Below are 17851 nucleotides of genomic sequence, written 5' to 3' on the forward strand. Positions count from 1 at the left end.
CACCGACGACCAGGCGCTACTCCTCGACCCACCAGCGCTGGTCGTGGCGCGCTGCGTCACCGAGCAGCGGCAGCCAGTCAGCGATGGCGGCCTGCATGCTGTCGCTGACACCCCAGGGCGGGTTGGCCACCAGCATCCCGCTGCCGTACATGCCGTGACTCGCCCCACCCGGGGGGTGCAGGATCACCTCGCTGCGCCATAGCTTGCGCACACCGCTGGCTCGCAGCCTGTCCAACAGCTCCTGGTGGCGCCCGGCGGGCAGCAGTGGATACCACAGCAGCAGCACCGCGTGTCGGACCTTGCCGAGGGCATGAATCATGGTTTCGGCGACCTCCTGGTACTCCGACTTGCGCTCGAAACTCGGGTCGACCAGCACGCACAGCCGCGGTGTCTTTACCGGGAGCAGTGACCTGAGCCCGGCCAGGCCATCGCCATGCACGCGTCGAATATTCGCCTGCTGCCCTTCGCCTGCCAGTGACTGCCGGGCCAGGTGGCCGTGCTCACCCGGGTGCAACTCGAACAGGGTCAATCGGTCCTGATCACGCAGCCGATGACCCAGCCACCAGGGCGAGCCCGGGTAGTGGGTCAATTGCTGTGGGCGCGGCTGGACGGAGTCGATCGCCTCAAGCCAGGTCGTCAGCAGTGGATTCTGCGCGCCCGCCTTGCCCGTCTCGGTGCGGCTGTCCCACAAGCGCTTGACGCCCGTCTGGTACTCCTTGAGCCGCGCGGTTTCTTCAGCCGCCAACGGATAGCTTCCTCGCCCGGCGTGAGTATCTATAAACGTAATGGCACTATCTTTACGTAATAGATGATCGATCGTGGCGTAAAGCCACAAGTGTTTATGAACGTCGGCGAAATTGCCGGCATGATAGGCGTGCTGATAGGAAAGCATGGATGGTCTGACCTGGTCGTGGGGCGAAAATCGTTCGCCGAGTCGATGACGTTACGATAACAGCAAGTAGGGGTCTGCGTGCAGACGTATGGACTCATGACAGACATTGGGCTTTATCCGAGTAGGTACGCTGTACCCCCACGAACCCGAGCCGTTGAATATCATTGAGCCGTCGCCAGTTATCGCTGTGACCAAGGTTGGGGCAGCAGCAGGGCTGGGAGAGACCAGGCCAGACAAGACCACGAGAGATCTAGCGAGTCCAGGAGATATCTAGAGGGTCCTGGAGAGACCGGGCAGGAATGAAGAGATAGGCAGGTATCGAAAAGGCCCGCGCCTCTGTCGAGAGGTGCGGGCCTTGCGATTGCAGTCGCTGCAACGTCGCGACTTCAGCTACGGGCTATCGACGCAAGCGAGAGAAACCCACCGAGGTGGCGGGCCTCCCTCATACAGGCAGCCGAGTCGCCTTACCCCTGCTGGCCGGTCGGCGTCAGGGTAATCTCGACGCGACGGTTCTGGGCGCGACCTTCTTCGGTGTTGTTGCTGGCGATCGGTTGGTTTTCACCGTAGCCGCTCACGTACAGACGACCGGAGGCGACACCCTGCCCCTGGAGGTAGCTGCCCACCGACTGAGCACGACGCTCGGACAGACGCTGGTTGTAGCTGGCGTCGCCGGTAGAGTCGGTGTGGCCGGCGATATTGACGCGGGTTTCCGGATACTGGGTCAGCACGTTGGCCACGTCGTTGAGGGCGCTGGTGGCGCCGCCGGTCAGGTCGGCGGAGTCGAAGCCGAAGGTCACGCTACTCGGCATGTTGAGCACGATGTTGTCACCCTGGCGCTCCACCTCGATCCCGGTACCCTGCATGCTCTGACGCAGCTGTTCTTCCTGGCGATCCATATAGACACCGATGCCACCGCCCACGGCGGCGCCCGCAGCGGCACCAATCAAGGCACGGTCACGTTTGCTGGTGCTGCCGTCGCCACTGATGGCGCCGGCTGCGGCACCGACGGCGGCACCCACAGCGGCGCCAATGCCGGTGTTGTTGCGATCGGTCTGGCCAGTGTAAGGATCCGTTGTGGAGCAGCCAGCCAGAATCACGGCGGCTGCCAGCGGGGCGATCAGTCGAGTCTTGCTGCTCATGGCGTCAACGTCTCCTTCCATGTGGTACATCATCCCTTTCAGTCTTCGCTGAACAGGGTCAAAAGGTCGTTCAAGAATAATAGACCTTGCGCAGAAGCTTGAACCCTGGCGGCGTCTTGCACAATAAGTCCCTTTTCACGCGCCTTGTCGATCTTTGGCGACAACTCTGCCACAGAGCGTCCTGTGTGTGCACACCAGGTATCCAGCGATACCCCGTCGACCAGTCTCAGTGCGTTCATCGCGAATTCCAGCGCCACCTCGTCAGGCTTCACCCGTCGATGACCGGCCACGAAACCCCGTGGGTCCTGATGTCGCTGCAGGTAAGCCTCGGGCTGGCGAGTCTTCCAGCGACGCTCGATGTGGAAGCCCGACTCGCCCGGCTGGCTGATCTTGCCGTGGGCACCGGCGCCGATCCCCAGGTAGTCGCCGAAGCGCCAGTAGTTGAGGTTGTGACGCGCCCGACGCCCAGGCTTCGAGTAGGCCGAGATCTCATAGCGTTGAAACCCTGCCGCCTCGAGACGCTCGTGGCCCAAGTCCTGGATATCCCACAGCACCTCTTCTTCCGGTAGCCGCGGTGGCTTGGCATGAAACTCGGTATTGGGCTCCAGCGTCAGCTGATACCAGGACAGGTGTTCCGGCGCCAGCGTGATGGCCCGCTCCAGGTCGGCAAGCGCGAGCTCCGGGGTCTGCCCCGGCAAGCCATGCATCAAGTCCAGATTGAGATTGTCGAATCCGGCTCGGCGAGCCTCATCGAAGGCGCGCTCGGCGTCCTCGCCGCCATGGATACGACCCAGCGCCGAAAGCTGTTCGTCGTGAAAACTCTGCACGCCAAGCGACAGCCGGTTGATGCCGGCACGGCGATAGTCGGCAAAGCGGCCACGCTCCAGCGTCCCCGGGTTGGCTTCCAGCGTAATTTCGATATCCGAGGCGAAAGGCACCAGCTGGCTCGCCGTATCCAGCAATCGGCGATAGAAATCTCCAGACATCAGACTCGGGGTGCCGCCGCCGATGAAGATGCTGACCAGCTCGCGTCCGTCGGCAAGCCTGGCATCGCTGCGCAGGTCGTCGATCAAAGCCGCCAGATAGGCCTGTTCGGGGAGTTCGGCGCCGCGCCCGACACCGTGGGAATTGAAGTCACAGTAGGGACACTTGCGCACGCACCAGGGCACATGGACATACAGCGCCAGCGGCGGAAGACGAGACACCATCACGAACTCGACCGACGCTCGAGTTCGAGCAGCAGTGCCGAGAGGGCGCGACCGCGATGACTCAGTCGGTTCTTCTCCGCCGCGCCGAGTTCGGCGGCGCTGGCGCCCTGATCCGGCAGCCAGAACAGTGGGTCATAGCCAAAGCCGCCCTCACCGCGCGGATGGGCCAGGATCTCGCCACGCCAGTCGGCCTGGACAATCAGTGGCACTGGATCCTCGGGATGCTCGAGCAGCACCAGCACGCACCAGTAGCTGGCACCACGACTCCCTTCGGGCACCTCGGCCATGGCCTCGAGCAACTTGTCGTTATTGCGACCGTCGTCCTTGGGTTCACCGGCAAAGCGGGCGGAATAGATACCGGGGCGACCATCGAGTGCATCCACGGCGAGCCCGGAGTCGTCGGCCAGCGCCGGCAGGCCGCTGATACGGCTGGCTTCCCTCGCCTTGAGCAGGGCATTTTCGACAAAGGTCAGTCCCGTTTCCTCGACCTCTGGAACGGCAAACTCCGACTGGGCGTGAACCTTGATGCCCAGTGGCGCCAGCAGCGCGCCCAGTTCCTTGAGCTTGCCGGCGTTTCCACTGGCCAGCACCAGTTCGGTAAGTTGACTCATGGTGTCGCTCTTGATGGGTAGTTCGAGAGAAGACACGTCGGCACTATGCCGGCATGTTTGCCTATACTCTATCATGCGTGGTTTGAATGCCGTTTAAGCACAAAGTTGGAAAAAAGATTCAAAAAATACCGGGAAAATGTCCGAAAATTCGCTATTTTCTAGGACCAAGGTATGAAATATTTCGGTACAACCGTGTATCAAGCCTAACTTTACTGTGCAGTAGTTACAGAACCTTACAAAATGAATGAAATAGGCCCATAATGGTCACCACTTACTAGTCATACCCATCCCTGTCAGCAGGCGTCTGCGGGTGCACGGAGACACGACGATGAGCAACAACACAGGACAGATAGTGCTGGTGACTGACCACAACCCTCAGTCACTGCTCTTCATCAACTATATCAAGGACCAATTCCACTGCCCTGTCTCCATCGCCGCCCCCGCCGACACCATCGAGATCGATGACAGTCAGCAGGTGCTGGTACTGATGGACGCCGACCACGTCGACGACGCCGCCATGCAGCATTGGCAGGATGTCAGTGCACGCCACAGCGGCCTGTTGCTCACCGCCTTCAACCTGCGTGACGAAGAACATGCGCTGGAGGTGCTGTCCTTCATGCATCTGCGAGGGGTCTTCTATCGTCAGGACAGCCTCGACAGTATCTGCAAGGGCATCGCCAAGCTGTTCGAGACCGACGATCTGTGGATGTCGCGCTCACTGATGACTCGCCTGATCGAGTTCTCCCGCCGCCAGCAGCTCAATGCCTATCGACCGGCCTGTGGCCTGACCCAGCGCGAGATGGAGATCATCGGCCTGCTGGGCTCCGGCGCCTCCAACATGGAAATTGCCGAACGCCTGTGCGTCAGCGAACACACCGTAAAGTCTCACCTGTACAACGTGTTCAAGAAGATTCGCGTCAGCAATCGCCTGCAGGCGGTCAACTGGGCACGCCAGAATCTCGGCGCACCGCCACCTCGACGCTCCACTGCGACACGCTAAGGCTCGACGACCGAGCCCTGGAACGACGGGGGCACAGACGCCTTTGGGCCGAGATCGAGCAACGGAATAAAGCGACTGCATCGACAACACAGGTGCAGCCGACAAGGACGCCGGCGATGCCGGCGTCCTTGTTGGTGGAGAAAGATACCTGGCTGGTCTCTCACAGCACGCGAATGTGCTCTTCGATCAGGCTGGCCAAGGTCTCCGCCGCGTTGTCGGCCGTGCTGTCCAGCCGCACCAGGTGCAGGCGTTCCTCGTCGGTGAAGTCTTCGAAGGCGTCCTGCTGTGCCGCCAGCACCGCCAGGCTCAACGATTCGTCTCGCTCATTGCGCACCGCGCGTTTGCTGATGCGACGTCTTAGCGTCTCGTCGTCGGCCTCGAAGCTTACCAGCAGCACCGGCAGTCCCCGGGCCTCGGCCTGCCAGCGCAACAGCTCGCGCTGCTTGCGCTCGAGGAAGGTGCCGTCGACACAGACCATGTAACCGGCGTCCAGCAAAATCCCGGCGCAGGCGGCCAGGCGCTGGTAGGTCTTGTCGGTGGCCTCGCGGGTATAGATATCCACAGGCAGATCGTCACTACCCTGTTGTGGATTGAATCCATGCAGCACCAGGCGCTGAACATCGGAGCTCAGTCGCACCGCCCCCTGGCGTCCCACCAGGGTACGGGTGAAACGGCTCTTGCCGCTGCCCGACACCCCGACGCCGATCACCAGCGGCGGAAAGCGGAACTCCGCGTGGCGCTCCGCCAGGGTCAGGTAGCGGCGGAAACTGTTCATGGTCTCGGCCATCAGCGACGGACGCTCCTGGCCGCTCACCTGGCGACGCTGCAGCGCACGGCGCATGCCCGCCATGGACTCGATGACCTGCAACAGTGACAGGATCCGTGCCAGCTCGTAGTCGCCACTGCGACGTAGATAGCCATCCAGAGCCTGATGGGAGAGCGTCATCTCGCCACGCAGTTCGAGTTCCACCCTGAGACTCGCCAGGTCATGGCCGGGATCTGCCATCTCGGGATAGTCGAAGGGCTTGGGATCCTGGGCGGCACTCTGGGCAACCACCAGACGCCCGTTGTCACACAGACGTACATCGGAGTACTCCATGTACCAACGGCTGGGACGCAGGCGATCCTTGCGCACCTCGATGATCGGAGCGAGACGATCGAATTCCTGATCCAGCCACACCTTGAGGGCGTCCAGGCGATCGACGTCCTCGTCCCCGGTCAGCAGTGATCGACAGGCCGAGAACTCGGCCTCGCTGCGGTGCTTGAGCACCGTCAGCGGTTCCGGCAAATCGCTCTCCGGCGGCAACGGCTCGGCGTGAAACTCGGCCAGCGCGTCCAGCAGTTCTTCCAGGGTAAATGGCTCCAGCGCGGTGTCCGGCGAAGCGGCGTCATTGCCAGTCATGGTCGGCTCCTGTCAGGCCTGGGTCGTCATCTGGGCGAAGGCTTTCTCGGCAGCGTCCAGGGTCACCTGGATATCCTCCGGCGTGTGTGCACTGGACATGAAGCCAGCCTCGTAGGCCGACGGCGCCAGGTAGACTCCCTGCTCGAGCATGGCGGTGAAGAAACGGCGGAAGGCATCGGCGTCGCAGGCGGTGGCCTGGGCAAAGTTCTCGACGCTGCTCTGGGCGGTGAAGAATACCCCGAACATCCCTCCCACGCGCTGGGTGATCATGTCGATACCAGCCTCTCGTGCCCGGCTTTCAAGCCCGTTGCACAGGGTCTCGACACGCTGCGCCAGGGCCTTGTGAAAGCCCGGCTCTTTCAGCTTGGTCAGCAGTGCCACCCCCGCCGCCATGGCCAGTGGATTACCGGCCAGGGTGCCGGCCTGGTACACCGGTCCCAGCGGCGATAGTTCGCTCATGATCTCGCGGCTGCCACCGAAGGCACCCACCGGCATGCCGCCACCGACGATCTTGCCGAGACAGGTCAGATCCGGGGTCACGCCAAAGTGTGCCTGGGCGCCGCCCAGGGCGACACGGAAACCGGTCATCACCTCGTCGAAGATCAGCACGCTCTGGTGGCGGTCACAGACCTGGCGCAGGGTCTTGAGGAAGTCGGCGCTCGGCGGGATGCAGTTCATGTTGCCGGCCACCGGCTCGACGATGATGCAGGCGATCTGACTGCCGATCTCCTCGAAACAGCGCTCCACCTCGTCGATGTCATTGTAGGACAGCGTGATGGTATGTTCGGCCAGAGCGGCAGGCACCCCGGGAGAACTGGGCTCACCGTGAGTCAGCGCGCCGGACCCCGCCTTGACCAGCAGCGAATCGCTGTGGCCATGGTAGTTGCCCTCGAACTTGACGATCTTGTCCCGCCCGGTAAAACCACGGGCCAGGCGAATCGCCGACATGGTCGCCTCGGTGCCCGAGTTGGTCATGCGCACCATCTCGATGCTCGGGATGATCTCGCAGATCAGCTCCGCCATGGTGGTCTCGACCGCGGTCGGGGTGCCGAAGGACAGGCCCTTGTCGAGGCGCTCGCGCACCGCGCCCAGCACGTCGGGATCGGCATGGCCGGTGATCATCGGTCCCCAGGAGCCCACGTAGTCGACGTAGCGCTTGCCTTCGACATCGAAAAGGTAGGCGCCCTTTGCGCTCTCCATGAACACCGGCGGACGATGCAGCCCCTTGAACGCGCGCACCGGTGAGTTGACGCCACCGGGAATGTGCCGACAGGCCTGTTCGAAGAGCTCAGCGGATGTGGTCATGGCAACCTCTTTGCCCAAAAGTGAAATTCAATCATCGATGCCACAGACATCGATTCAGCGCGACACCGCCTGTGGATAACCCTGTGGAGGGCATGGGATAACCCGGTGAATTGGGCACCAATACCTTCCAACAGGGGCTGATCGGGGTCTCTCATGCCGACTGCCGTGTCGCCATCATACCTTGACCTCGTCCGGCGAAAAGCGCGGCGTCGGCATTTTCCACAGCCGGCGAGGCAACGACTGCCCCTGGCCCGGCGTCCAGCCATGGGCCAGCGCCTGCCAGGCAAACACCTGAGCCTGCTCACAAGCCTGCACCAGACTTTCTCCCGCCGCCAGTCGCGTAGCCACGGCAGCGGCCAGGGTACAGCCGGAACCATGGAAGGTCGCCGGCAAGCGGGGCCAGGTCCACTGACGATCGCTGTCCGGAGTATGCAGGGTATGGGCGACGCGCCCCTTGGCCGTCTGGCCCTCGGGATCATCGGTGCCGGTCACCAGCACCGCCTGGCAGCCCTGGTGCATCAGACTGACACAGCGCTCGGTATCATCCTGGTAGTCGAGCCCGGCCAGGCGTGCCAGTTCGCCGCGATTGGGGGTCAGGATATCGACCCTCGGCAGCAGACGCTCGAAGTAGGCGTCGATCAGCTCCTGGGTCGCAAGCGGTGATCCGCCCCCCGCCTTGAGCACCGGATCGGCAACCACCGGCACACCGGGCCGGCGGCGCACCACATCGACCACCGCGTCCAGCGCCTCGAGGTCGGCGATCAAACCGATCTTGATCGCCGCGATCGGCAGGCTCTCCAGCGCTGCGGCTGCCTGGCGAATGGTCGAGGCCGGCACCGGGTGCACCGCCTGGACGTCGACGAGGTCCTGTACCGTCAGTGCGGTAGGCACGGTCAGCGCCCAGCCTCCGCAGGCGGCCACGCTCTCGGCGTCGGCCACCAGGCCGGCACCGCCGGTCGGGTCATGCCCGGCCAGCACCAGCACCATCGGCAGGTGGGGCGAAGTCGAAGGACTCAGGCTATTCAAAAGGGTTTCACCACGGCCAGGATCACGATAGCCACCAGTGCCAGTACCGGCAGTTCATTGAACACACGAAAGAAGGTGGCACTGCGACGGCAACGATCCTCGGCCAGCTGCTTCAGGTAGATCAGGCAGACATGGTGATAGGCCACCAGCGCCACCACCAGCGCCAGCTTGGCGTGCAGCCAGCCCTGGCTCATCAGGGCCGGGTTCAACCACACCAGCAAGGCCCCCAGCAGCAATACCGCCACCATCGAAGGTGTCATGATGCCGCGATAGAGCTTGCGTTCCATCACCATGAAGGTATCCATGCTGGCGTACTCGCCCTTGTCCCGGGCCATGGCGTGGTACACGTAGAGCCGTGGCAGATAGAACATGGCGGCGAACCAGGTCACGATCGACATCAGGTGAAAGGCTTTTATCCACAGATACATGGCGACTCCTCAGGCTGTGGATGGATCAGACAGGCGGTAGTACCGCTCGATGGCATCCCGGGTGATGATACCGGAAATTCGCTTCTGCTTCGGTCGATAGCCGTGTTCCACGTAGAGTCCATCCACCTTGCTTTCGTTCAGCACGTTCAGCGCCTCGGTCAGGGTCGCCTGCAGGTGGATGGCCACCAGGTCCAGTCGCTGGCCGGGGATTTCCAGCAGGTCCAGCAACGCCTCCTTGTCTTCATCGGGGCTGGCCGCCGCTGGTGACACCGGCGGTGGCGAGCGATCGACGTTCTTGCCCGCGATGACATCTGCCTGGCCACCGGGGGCGCCCCCCTTGTCCATCAACACGTCCATGGCGGCATTGTCGTCGCTGGCTTCGCGTTGATCTTCCGGCGCCACCGGCGCTGCCTTGTGTTCCTGTTTCTCCCGCTGTCCCTGCTGCTCCTGCTCCTGCTGCTCGAGCAGATAACGCGCCAGGTCGGCCGCCTTCAGCGCCAGGGTCGGCTTGTCGTCGGTGGAACGTTCGATGATGATCCACACCGGTTTGGCCTCGAGCAATGCCCGAGCCTGGGTCTCCGAGATCCGTCGCCTGGTGCGCACCAGGCTGCGCTCCATCACCGCCGGCACCGACACCCGCGACAACGCCTGCATCAGCGGTTGCTGAAGGGGGTGCAGACCATGGCGCTTGACGCTGATGAAGAAGCCGTCACAGCGACACAGCTGGCGCGCGGTCAGGCAGGACACCACCACCGCCAGCATGCCCGGCAACAGAATATGCGGCATATGGGTCAGTTCGAGCAGCGCCATCAGCGCCGCCAGCGGCGCCTGCAATACCGCCCCCATCATCGCCGCCATGCCGATCATAGCGAATAGCCCAGGGTCTGCGGCCTTGTCCGGCCACATCCAGCCCCCGGCAATGCCGAACAGCGCCCCGGCAGCCGCGCCGACCACCAGCACCGGGCCGATGATGCTCACCGGCACCCCGCAGCCTACCGCGAAGGCAGTCAGCAGCAGCTTGCCCAGCACCAGCGCCATCAGAATATCCAGCGTCAAACGATTGAACAGCGCATCGGACAGGCTGTCGTAGCCGATGCCCTGGACCTGGGGGTAGCACCAGGCCAATAGCGCCGCCAGGGCACCGACCAGTGCCAGGCGCCACCACAGCGGCAGACTGGCGATGCGCTCCGAGCGCGAGACATGGATGAACAGACCCGCCAGCAGACCGATACCAAAGGCCATGGCGGCGATCCAGTAGATATTGAACAGCGAGCCCATGGACAGATCGGGAACCGCGAAGGCAGGGTCGGCGCCATAGACCAGCTGGGAGACCAGGGCTCCCATGCAGGCCGCCAGGATGACCGGCATGAAGCCAACGATGGTGTATTCCATCATCACCACCTCCATGGCGAAGATCACCCCGGCGATGGGCGTATTGAAGGAGGCGGCGATGCCTGCCGCGGTACCGCATGCCACCAGCACCCGCAGGCTGTTGTGGGGCAGGCGCAGCAGTTGGCCGAGGCCACTGGAGGCGGCGGCGCCCAGGTGGATCGCCGGGCCTTCGCGCCCGGCGGACAGCCCCCCGACCACCGACACCACCCCCACCCACCACTGGTTCAACCAGTTGCGCAGCGGAAAGCGGCCCTGGTGATAGGTCAGGCGTTCGATCACATGGCTGACGCCGATCTTGCGGGCGGCCAGTGGCTGACGCCACAGCAGCACACCAATCACCGTCACCGCGATGATCGGCAGCACCATGCGCAGGCCGGTAGACAACTGCTCGAAGGCTTCGGGATCGTCGTAGGGCATCACCAGCATGGCGCCGACCATCAACGCCAGCCGGAAGACCACCATCAGACTGCCGGTGATCAGCCCCGTCACCACCCCCAGCACGCACAGTTGCGGCAGGGCGTCGACGCTCGCCAGCTGGCGACGGAAGGCATCAAGACTGAGATCGGGCAGGCGCATGGAGGTGTGGGTCGCTTCCTTGAGAGCGAAGGGTCGAGTCCCTGACGCAAGATGAAAGGCAGGCTTACCTTAGGTGACTATCTCTTGTGTATCATAGAACGTGACTTGGCACCCAGGCCGCCGTCATCGTCGTCTCTCGGAACCCCCATCGCCTGGCCCGAGAATCTCCAGGCAGGCCTGTGGCCAGGCCATTCGGCTCGCCTTGCGGGCGGCCACATTTCCATGGCAATGCGCTGAAACAGCAAAGTGCAAAGGAGCGTTACGTGATCAAGGTTGGAATCGTCGGCGGCACCGGTTACACCGGCGTCGAACTGCTCAGGCTGCTGGCGCGCCACCCCGAGGTGGAGGTGGACGCGATCACCTCACGAAGCGAAGCCGGCCTCGGCGTGGCCGAACTCTATCCCAACCTGCGAGGTCACTACGACGAGCTGCGCTTTTCCGAGCCTGACCCGGAGCGCCTGGCGCGCTGCGACGCGGTGTTCTTCGCCACTCCCCACGGCGTCGCCCACGCGCTGGCCGGCGACCTGCTGGAGCGAGGCACCCGGGTGATCGATCTGTCAGCCGACTTCCGGCTACGCGACGCCGGCGTCTGGGCCGACTGGTACGGCCAGCCTCACGGCGCCCCGGGTCTGCTCGAGGAAGCCGTCTACGGCCTGCCCGAGGTCAGCCGCGATCAGATTCGCCAGGCCCGCCTGATCGCCGTCCCCGGCTGCTATCCCACCGCGGTGCAGCTTGGCTTTCTGCCGCTGCTGGAAGCCGGGCTGATCGACGCCGACCACCTGATCGCCGACTGCAAGTCTGGCGTCACCGGTGCCGGCCGTGGCGCCAAGGTGCCCTCGCTGCTGGCCGAGGCCAGTGAATCGATGAAGGCCTACGGCGCCTCCGGCCATCGTCACCTGCCGGAAATTCGCCAAGGGCTCGGCGACGCCGCCGGGGGTGAGGTCGGGCTGACCTTCGTGCCCCACCTGACGCCGATGATCCGCGGCATCCATGCCACCCTGTACGGGCGCCTGACCGGCGAGCCCGGTGATCTCCAGCGCCTGTTCGAAGACCGCTTCGCCAACGAGCCCTTCGTCGACGTGATGCCCGCCGGCAGCCACCCCGAGACCCGTAGCGTCAAGGGCGCCAACCTTTGCCGCATCGCCGTACATCGCCCCGGCAACAGCGACACCGTGGTGGTGCTGGCCGTCATCGACAACCTGGTCAAGGGCGCCTCCGGCCAGGCCATCCACGCCCTCAATCTGATGTTCGGCTTCGACGAGACCGCCGGTCTCGACGCCCCGGCGATGATGCCCTGAGGCCCATCCCCCCGCTTGCTGCGGGGGGATGTCGACGTAACAGGCGCCTTACCTCCGAGGAAAAGTTGACCCTTTTACTCTGGCTTGGGGATAATGACCGATGCGGTCGACGTCGGCTGATCGGCGACATCGACCGCTTTGACCCTGTTTCTCGACCCCGGGAGCTCTCATGAGCGGTGCCGAATCCTTTGTCCCCACCCCGCTACTGCTGTCCGACAACGCCCAGCGCCGACTCAAGGCACTGATGGCCGAAGACGGCGCCAGCAACATCGCCCTGCGCGTCTATGTCACGGGAGGCGGCTGCTCGGGATTTCAGTACGGCTTCGACGTGGCCGACGGCGTCAACGACGACGACACCGAGATTCCCTTCGGCGATGTCGCGTTGGTGGTCGACCCGCTGTCCTACCAGTACCTGGTCGGCTCCACCATCGACTATGAGGAAGGCCTGGCCGGCGCGCGCTTTCTGGTGCAGAACCCCAACGCCACCACCACCTGTGGTTGCGGCGCCTCCTTTATGGTGTAGCGACCTTGCTGCGCGTCAGCCGACGCGACAGCAACACGCCTTTCCAGATAGCGCTTGATGCAGCCCTTGATGCCACCCTCGACGCAGCCTCCCGGCTGCGTCTTGCATTGTGTTGTGGCGCCGCCAGCGTTGGCCCAGCGGATTCTCCCCCAACTTGACCCCTTCCCCGCAACTCGCCATGGTAGTTGAGGATTTCACAATAACGTCAACTGGGGAAAATCATGAAAACCGCCCTTACTTCTGCCGCTCTTACCTCCGCCCTGCTCGCCTTCGGTGTCATCGGCAGCGCCCAGGCCGAGACCCTGAACGTGGCCACCGACCCGAGCTTCGTGCCGTTCGAGATGATGGACCAGGAATCCGGCGAAATGGTCGGCTTCGACATGGACATCATTGCCGAGCTGGCCGAGCGTGCCGGTTTCGAATACGAACTGCGCACCATGGACTTCAACGGCATCATTCCCGCCGTCCAGACCGGTAACGTCGACATCGCCATCGCCGGTATCACCATCACCGACGAACGTGCCGAGATCGTCGACTTCTCCGACCCCTACTACGACAGCGGTCTGAAGATCCTGGTCAACGCCGACGAAGAAGGCGTCAGCGAGATCGATGACCTGTCCGGCATGCGTATCGGCACCAAGATCGGCTCCACCAGCTATGACTTCCTCCAGGAAAACCTGGGCGAGGACGCCGAGATCACCCCCTATCCGGGCACCAGCGACATGTACATGGCCCTGCTCGGTGGCAGCGTCGATGCCGCCTTCTACGACGCCCCCAACGTCGGCTACTTCTCCCAGACCCGTGGCGAAGGCAAGGTCAAGGTCGTTGGTCCGCTGTACGAAGGCCAGCAGTACGGCATCGTCTTCGTCAAGGGCAGCGAGTGGGTAGAGCCGGTCAACGAGGCCCTGGCGGCGATGAAGGAAGACGGCACCTACGACGAGATCCACGCCAAGTGGTTTGGTTCCACCAGCGAGTGATCGCAGTCCATAGCGACCTGGGCAACCGACCTGGGATTCATGGGGGCCGGTACACGACCGGCCCCCTTGGTGTTACCCGGACGTCACCCCGAGGCACTGTCTCGACCCCGGCATCAAGGCCTCTCGCCTTGTCCTGATTTCACGTGCATGACGGAGACCCACTCGTGGACGTCAACTTCCAATTCGACTGGTCGGCGGCGCTGTCCTCCATCCCCCAGCTGCTGACCGGCATCCCCTATACCCTGCTGATTTCCTTCGGCGGTCTGGCCATCGGCTTTGTCATCGGCATCATCTTCGGCCTGTTGCGCATTTCCCCGAGCGCCTGGCTGCGTGTTCCCGCCGTGGCCTACATCGAAATCTTCCGCGGCACCCCGGTACTGGTACAGGTGCTGTTCATCTTCTATGGCCTGCCAAGCATCCTTGGTGGCCCCATCGATGCGGTCACCGCAGGTATCGCTGCCATCGCCGTCAACTCCGGCGCCTACATCTCGGAGATCGTGCGCGGTGGTGTGCAGTCCATCGAGCGCGGCCAGCGCGAGGCCGGCCTGTCGCTGGGCCTGTCCCGCCGCCAGACCTTCCGCTACATCATCTGGCCCCAGTCCTTCCGCCGCATGATCCCGGCGCTGGGCAACCAGGCCATCATCAGCATCAAGGACACCTCGCTGTTCGCCGTCATCGGCGTTGGCGAGCTGGTGCGCCAGGGCCAGATCTACATCGCCACCACCTTCACCGCCCTGGAGGTCTATCTGATGGTGGCGCTGCTCTATCTTGCCATCACCCTTTCCTTGTCCTTCGCCCTGCGCATGCTCGAGCGCAAGGGCCTGGTGGGCCAGTGAGGTGCAACATCCCATGGAAAATTCCGACATGAACCCAGCCTCTCACGCCCAGGGCGAGCCCATCGTCCGTATCGACAAACTCAACAAGCACTTCGGCTCGCTGCACGTGCTCAAGAACATCGACCTTGAGGTGGCCCAGGGCGAAGTGGTGGTCGTCATCGGCGCCAGTGGCTCCGGCAAGTCGACCCTCATCCGCTGCGTCAATGGCCTGGAAGAATTCCAGCAGGGCGCCCTCAGGGTCGACGGCAACGACCTCAAGCCCGACGGCAAGGCCAGCCAGGCGCTGCAGACCATCCGCACCGAGGTCGGCATGGTGTTCCAGCAGTTCAACCTGTTCCCTCACCTCAGCGTGCGTGACAACGTCACCCTGGCCCCGATGAAGGTGCGCGGCGAAAGCCGTGACAAGGCCGAGGCCACCGCGGAACGGCTGCTCGATCGGGTCGGCATCAAGGACCAGGCCGACAAGTACCCGACCCAGCTCTCCGGCGGTCAGCAGCAGCGCGTGGCGCTGGCCCGCGCACTGGCCATGGAGCCCCGTCTGATGCTGTTCGACGAGCCCACCTCGGCGCTGGACCCGGAGATGATCGGTGAGGTGCTCGACGCCATGCGTGAGCTCGCCAGAGAGGGCATGACGATGATGATCGTGACCCACGAGATGGGCTTCGCCCGGGAGGTCGCCGACCGCGTGATCTACATCCACAAGGGTGAGATCGTCGAGCAGGGCAAGCCCGAAGAAGTCTTCGACAATCCGCAGAATGAACGTACCCAGAGCTTCCTGGCGCGAGTGCTCAAGCACTGAAAAAACCGCCCGTTCGAGCCTCTCAAACGCCCTGTCGAGTGATCGACAGGGCGTTTTTTTGGCTTTTTGGGGCTGTGGACAAGATTTTTCACATTTGGCTGCGAAGCCCACTGCCACGGGGGCTGTGGGCAAGTCGGCGAGTTGTTCACCGTCGCGGTGACAACCGCCCCCGAGCTCGGTGGATAACTGGTGGAAGCCGAGCCCTGTGGGCAAGTCGTGATTGTGTCCACAGGCAGATAACACGCCATCAAACGCTGGTACGTCCCTTGTCCAACAAAGGATCAACATTGTACCTATTTGTTTTTTGTAGATTTAAATGGTTTTTCCACAGAAAGTGTCCACACCAGTAGTTACAACCACTACAGAACTTCCTTTCTTATTCTTTTATTTTTTTATAGGTAGGTAAGTGAAGCTCCTGCCTGACAGACGGGGTGTGGAAAACCCTGACGTTTACCCACAGGAGGGTTTATACTGGCCGGCTATTTTTCGTACGAACCCAATATCCAGACCGCTGGCGCGCTGCGCCGAACGAGGTGAACCTTGGAGTATCCCGACCGCTTTGACGTCATCGTCATCGGCGGTGGCCATGCTGGAACGGAAGCTGCCCTGGCCTCTGCCCGCATGGGTTGCCAGACCCTGCTGTTGACCCACAACATCGAGACCCTGGGCCAGATGTCCTGCAATCCCGCCATCGGCGGGATCGGCAAGAGTCATCTGGTCAAGGAAATCGACGCCCTCGGCGGCGCCATGGGATTGGCGACGGACCTGGGCGGGATCCAGTTTCGCGTGCTCAACGCCCGCAAGGGCCCCGCGGTACGGGCGACCCGTGCCCAGGCCGATCGTGTGCGCTACAAGGCCGCGATTCGTGGCATGCTGGAAAACCAACCGAACCTGACGCTGTTCCAGCAGGCCGCCGGCGACCTGATCGTCGACCAGGACACCGTGCGCGGCGTGGCCACCGAGACTGGACTGCGATTTCTGGCCGAAACCGTGGTGCTGTGCACCGGTACCTTCCTCGGCGGGGTGATCCACATCGGGCTGGACAACAGCCGTGGTGGTCGTGCCGGGGATCCGCCCTCCAATGCCCTGGCCGAGCGTCTGCGCGCCTTGCCGTTTCGGGTCGATCGCCTGAAGACCGGCACCCCGCCGCGCATCGATGCCAAGAGCGTCGACTTCTCGCGCCTCGAGGAACAGCCGGGCGACAGTCCGACTCCGGTGATGTCCTACCTGGGATCACGGGACATGCATCCGCGTCAGGTCAGCTGCCATATCGCCCATACCAACGAGCGCACCCACGAGATCATCTTCGACAATCTCGATCGCTCGCCGATGTTCTCCGGGGTGATCGAAGGGGTCGGGCCGCGCTACTGCCCGTCCATCGAAGACAAGGTCCACCGCTTCGCCGACAAGACCAGCCACCAGGTGTTCGTCGAGCCGGAGGGTCTGGATACCCATGAGCTATACCCAAATGGTATTTCGACCTCCTTGCCCTTCGACGTGCAGCTCAAGGTGGTGCGCTCCATCGAAGGTCTCGAGCGGGCCCATATCACCCGTCCGGGCTACGCCATCGAGTACGACTTCTTCGATCCGCGGGACCTGAAGCACTCGCTGGAAACCAAATTTATCCACAACCTGTTTTTCGCCGGCCAGATCAACGGCACCACCGGCTACGAGGAAGCGGGGGCCCAGGGCCTGCTCGCCGGGCTCAACGCCGCGCGTCGCGCCAAGGCGCTCGACGCCTGGTGTCCGCGCCGCGACGAGGCCTACCTCGGGGTGCTGGTGGATGACCTGATCACCCTGGGCACCAAGGAGCCCTACCGGATGTTCACCTCCCGCGCCGAGTACCGGCTGTTGCTGCGTGAGGACAACGCCGACATGCGCCTGACCGAACACGGTCGCGCACTGGGGCTGGTGGACGATGAGCGCTGGGCACGGTTCAGCGACAAGCGTGAAGCGGTGGAGCGCGAGAGCGCCCGGCTCAAGGCGACCTGGGTGCAGCCCGGGACCGATGCCGCCGCCACCATCGAGCAAATCACCGGCAAGCCTCTGGCCCGCGAGTACAGCCTGATGGACCTGCTCAAGCGCCCGGAACTCGGCTATGCCGACGTGGCTGCGGCCAAGGGTGAGCCGGTGAGCGACGAGACGGTCGCCGAACAGGTCCAGATCCAGGCCAAGTACCAGGGCTACATCGATCGTCAGCAGGACGAGATCGACAAGCTCAAGCGTCACGAGTCCATGGCCCTGCCGACCGATCTCGACTACAGCCGAGTCGAGGGGCTGTCCCACGAGATTCGCCAGAAGCTCGCCGAGGCGCGCCCGGAGACCCTGGCCCAGGCCGGGCGGATCAGCGGGGTGACCCCGGCGGCAGTATCGATCCTGCTGATTCACCTCAAGAAACGCCGGTTGCTCGATGATCGCGAGGTAGCCAGCGGATGAGTC

Annotated in this window: 16 protein-coding genes; 7 read left to right on the plus strand and 9 right to left on the minus strand. The window is 63.3% G+C overall.

Annotated features, from left to right (window positions below; all coding sequences use genetic code 11):
* Nucleotides 1–16: 16 nt before the first annotated feature.
* The 4 genes from C6W88_RS06755 to rdgB form a co-directional block, all read right to left on the minus strand.
* Nucleotides 17–892, minus strand: a complete 876-nt coding sequence (locus tag C6W88_RS06755; RefSeq protein ID WP_108131950.1) for a 23S rRNA (adenine(2030)-N(6))-methyltransferase RlmJ — start codon at nt 890–892, stop codon at nt 17–19.
* 464 nt (nt 893–1356) lie between these two features.
* Entirely contained in the window at nt 1357–2031 is a 675-nt protein-coding gene (locus C6W88_RS06760; RefSeq protein ID WP_108131951.1) for a YiaD family glycine zipper/OmpA-like lipoprotein, read from the minus strand.
* 38 nt (nt 2032–2069) lie between these two features.
* On the minus strand, nt 2070–3239 hold the full coding sequence (hemW, locus tag C6W88_RS06765) for a radical SAM family heme chaperone HemW (RefSeq protein ID WP_108131952.1): 1170 nt from the start codon (nt 3237–3239) through the stop codon (nt 2070–2072).
* Nucleotides 3239–3850 carry an RdgB/HAM1 family non-canonical purine NTP pyrophosphatase gene (rdgB, locus tag C6W88_RS06770; RefSeq protein ID WP_045992730.1) on the minus strand — a complete coding sequence of 204 codons (612 nt, stop codon included), beginning with the start codon at nt 3848–3850 and terminating at the stop codon, nt 3239–3241. Before rdgB ends, hemW begins: the two co-directional genes overlap by 1 nt.
* Before the next feature lie 328 nt (nt 3851–4178).
* On the opposite strand from rdgB, the gene C6W88_RS06775 reads away from it, so the two are divergent.
* Nucleotides 4179–4850 (plus strand): LuxR C-terminal-related transcriptional regulator, encoded by a 672-nt coding sequence (locus tag C6W88_RS06775; RefSeq protein WP_045992729.1) that lies wholly within the window; start codon nt 4179–4181, stop codon nt 4848–4850.
* A 160-nt stretch (nt 4851–5010) separates the two neighbouring features.
* On the opposite strand, the gene C6W88_RS06780 is transcribed toward C6W88_RS06775, so the two are convergent.
* From C6W88_RS06780 to C6W88_RS06805, 5 genes are all read right to left on the minus strand, one after another.
* Nucleotides 5011–6252: a P-loop nucleotide/nucleoside kinase family protein gene (locus tag C6W88_RS06780; protein WP_108131953.1), complete on the minus strand. Its 1242-nt coding sequence runs from the start codon at nt 6250–6252 to the stop codon at nt 5011–5013.
* A gap of 12 nt (nt 6253–6264) precedes the next feature.
* Nucleotides 6265–7557 carry a glutamate-1-semialdehyde 2,1-aminomutase gene (gene hemL, locus C6W88_RS06785; RefSeq protein ID WP_045992727.1) on the minus strand — a complete coding sequence of 431 codons (1293 nt, stop codon included), beginning with the start codon at nt 7555–7557 and terminating at the stop codon, nt 6265–6267.
* Between the two features lie 174 nt (nt 7558–7731).
* Complete coding sequence (gene thiD / locus C6W88_RS06790; protein WP_108131954.1) at nt 7732–8544, minus strand: bifunctional hydroxymethylpyrimidine kinase/phosphomethylpyrimidine kinase; 813 nt, start codon at nt 8542–8544, stop codon at nt 7732–7734.
* A 35-nt stretch (nt 8545–8579) separates the two neighbouring features.
* Nucleotides 8580–9011 (minus strand): protoporphyrinogen oxidase HemJ, encoded by a 432-nt coding sequence (gene hemJ / locus C6W88_RS06795; RefSeq protein WP_045992725.1) that lies wholly within the window; start codon nt 9009–9011, stop codon nt 8580–8582.
* Nucleotides 9012–9020: 9 nt separating this feature from the next.
* On the minus strand, nt 9021–10979 hold the full coding sequence (locus tag C6W88_RS06805) for a chloride channel protein (RefSeq protein WP_231498559.1): 1959 nt from the start codon (nt 10977–10979) through the stop codon (nt 9021–9023).
* 263 nt (nt 10980–11242) lie between these two features.
* Here C6W88_RS06805 and argC point away from each other — a divergent pair, with 263 nt between their 5' ends.
* From argC to mnmG, 6 genes are all read left to right on the plus strand, one after another.
* Entirely contained in the window at nt 11243–12277 is a 1035-nt protein-coding gene (gene argC / locus C6W88_RS06810; RefSeq protein WP_108131955.1) for an N-acetyl-gamma-glutamyl-phosphate reductase, read from the plus strand.
* A gap of 169 nt (nt 12278–12446) precedes the next feature.
* On the plus strand, nt 12447–12800 hold the full coding sequence (gene erpA, locus C6W88_RS06815) for an iron-sulfur cluster insertion protein ErpA (protein ID WP_108131956.1): 354 nt from the start codon (nt 12447–12449) through the stop codon (nt 12798–12800).
* A gap of 221 nt (nt 12801–13021) precedes the next feature.
* Nucleotides 13022–13777, plus strand: coding sequence for a transporter substrate-binding domain-containing protein (locus C6W88_RS06820; protein WP_108131957.1), 756 nt, complete (start codon nt 13022–13024; stop codon nt 13775–13777).
* A 164-nt stretch (nt 13778–13941) separates the two neighbouring features.
* Nucleotides 13942–14613, plus strand: a complete 672-nt coding sequence (locus C6W88_RS06825) for an amino acid ABC transporter permease (protein ID WP_045992720.1) — start codon at nt 13942–13944, stop codon at nt 14611–14613.
* A gap of 28 nt (nt 14614–14641) precedes the next feature.
* Nucleotides 14642–15412 (plus strand): amino acid ABC transporter ATP-binding protein, encoded by a 771-nt coding sequence (locus C6W88_RS06830; protein WP_045992719.1) that lies wholly within the window; start codon nt 14642–14644, stop codon nt 15410–15412.
* A gap of 540 nt (nt 15413–15952) precedes the next feature.
* Entirely contained in the window at nt 15953–17848 is a 1896-nt protein-coding gene (mnmG, locus tag C6W88_RS06835; RefSeq protein WP_108131958.1) for a tRNA uridine-5-carboxymethylaminomethyl(34) synthesis enzyme MnmG, read from the plus strand.
* Nucleotides 17849–17851 lie beyond the last annotated feature (3 nt).

The sequence above is a fragment of the Halomonas litopenaei genome (assembly GCF_003045775.1).
Taxonomy (GTDB): domain Bacteria; phylum Pseudomonadota; class Gammaproteobacteria; order Pseudomonadales; family Halomonadaceae; genus Halomonas; species Halomonas litopenaei.

Bases quoted from the DNA above. Each gene is read 5' to 3' on its own strand.
- C6W88_RS06755 (WP_108131950.1), bottom strand. From the start codon at position 892: ATGCTTTCCTATCAGCACGCCTATCATGCCGGCAATTTCGCCGACGTT.
- C6W88_RS06760 (WP_108131951.1), bottom strand. From the start codon at position 2,031: ATGAGCAGCAAGACTCGACTGATCGCCCCGCTGGCAGCCGCCGTGATT.
- hemW (WP_108131952.1), bottom strand. From the start codon at position 3,239: ATGGTGTCTCGTCTTCCGCCGCTGGCGCTGTATGTCCATGTGCCCTGG.
- rdgB (WP_045992730.1), bottom strand. From the start codon at position 3,850: ATGAGTCAACTTACCGAACTGGTGCTGGCCAGTGGAAACGCCGGCAAG.
- C6W88_RS06775 (WP_045992729.1), top strand. From the start codon at position 4,179: ATGAGCAACAACACAGGACAGATAGTGCTGGTGACTGACCACAACCCT.
- C6W88_RS06780 (WP_108131953.1), bottom strand. From the start codon at position 6,252: ATGACTGGCAATGACGCCGCTTCGCCGGACACCGCGCTGGAGCCATTT.
- hemL (WP_045992727.1), bottom strand. From the start codon at position 7,557: ATGACCACATCCGCTGAGCTCTTCGAACAGGCCTGTCGGCACATTCCC.
- thiD (WP_108131954.1), bottom strand. From the start codon at position 8,544: ATGGTGCTGGTGCTGGCCGGGCATGACCCGACCGGCGGTGCCGGCCTG.
- hemJ (WP_045992725.1), bottom strand. From the start codon at position 9,011: ATGTATCTGTGGATAAAAGCCTTTCACCTGATGTCGATCGTGACCTGG.
- C6W88_RS06805 (WP_231498559.1), bottom strand. From the start codon at position 10,979: ATGCGCCTGCCCGATCTCAGTCTTGATGCCTTCCGTCGCCAGCTGGCG.
- erpA (WP_108131956.1), top strand. From the start codon at position 12,447: ATGAGCGGTGCCGAATCCTTTGTCCCCACCCCGCTACTGCTGTCCGAC.
- C6W88_RS06820 (WP_108131957.1), top strand. From the start codon at position 13,022: ATGAAAACCGCCCTTACTTCTGCCGCTCTTACCTCCGCCCTGCTCGCC.
- C6W88_RS06830 (WP_045992719.1), top strand. From the start codon at position 14,642: ATGAACCCAGCCTCTCACGCCCAGGGCGAGCCCATCGTCCGTATCGAC.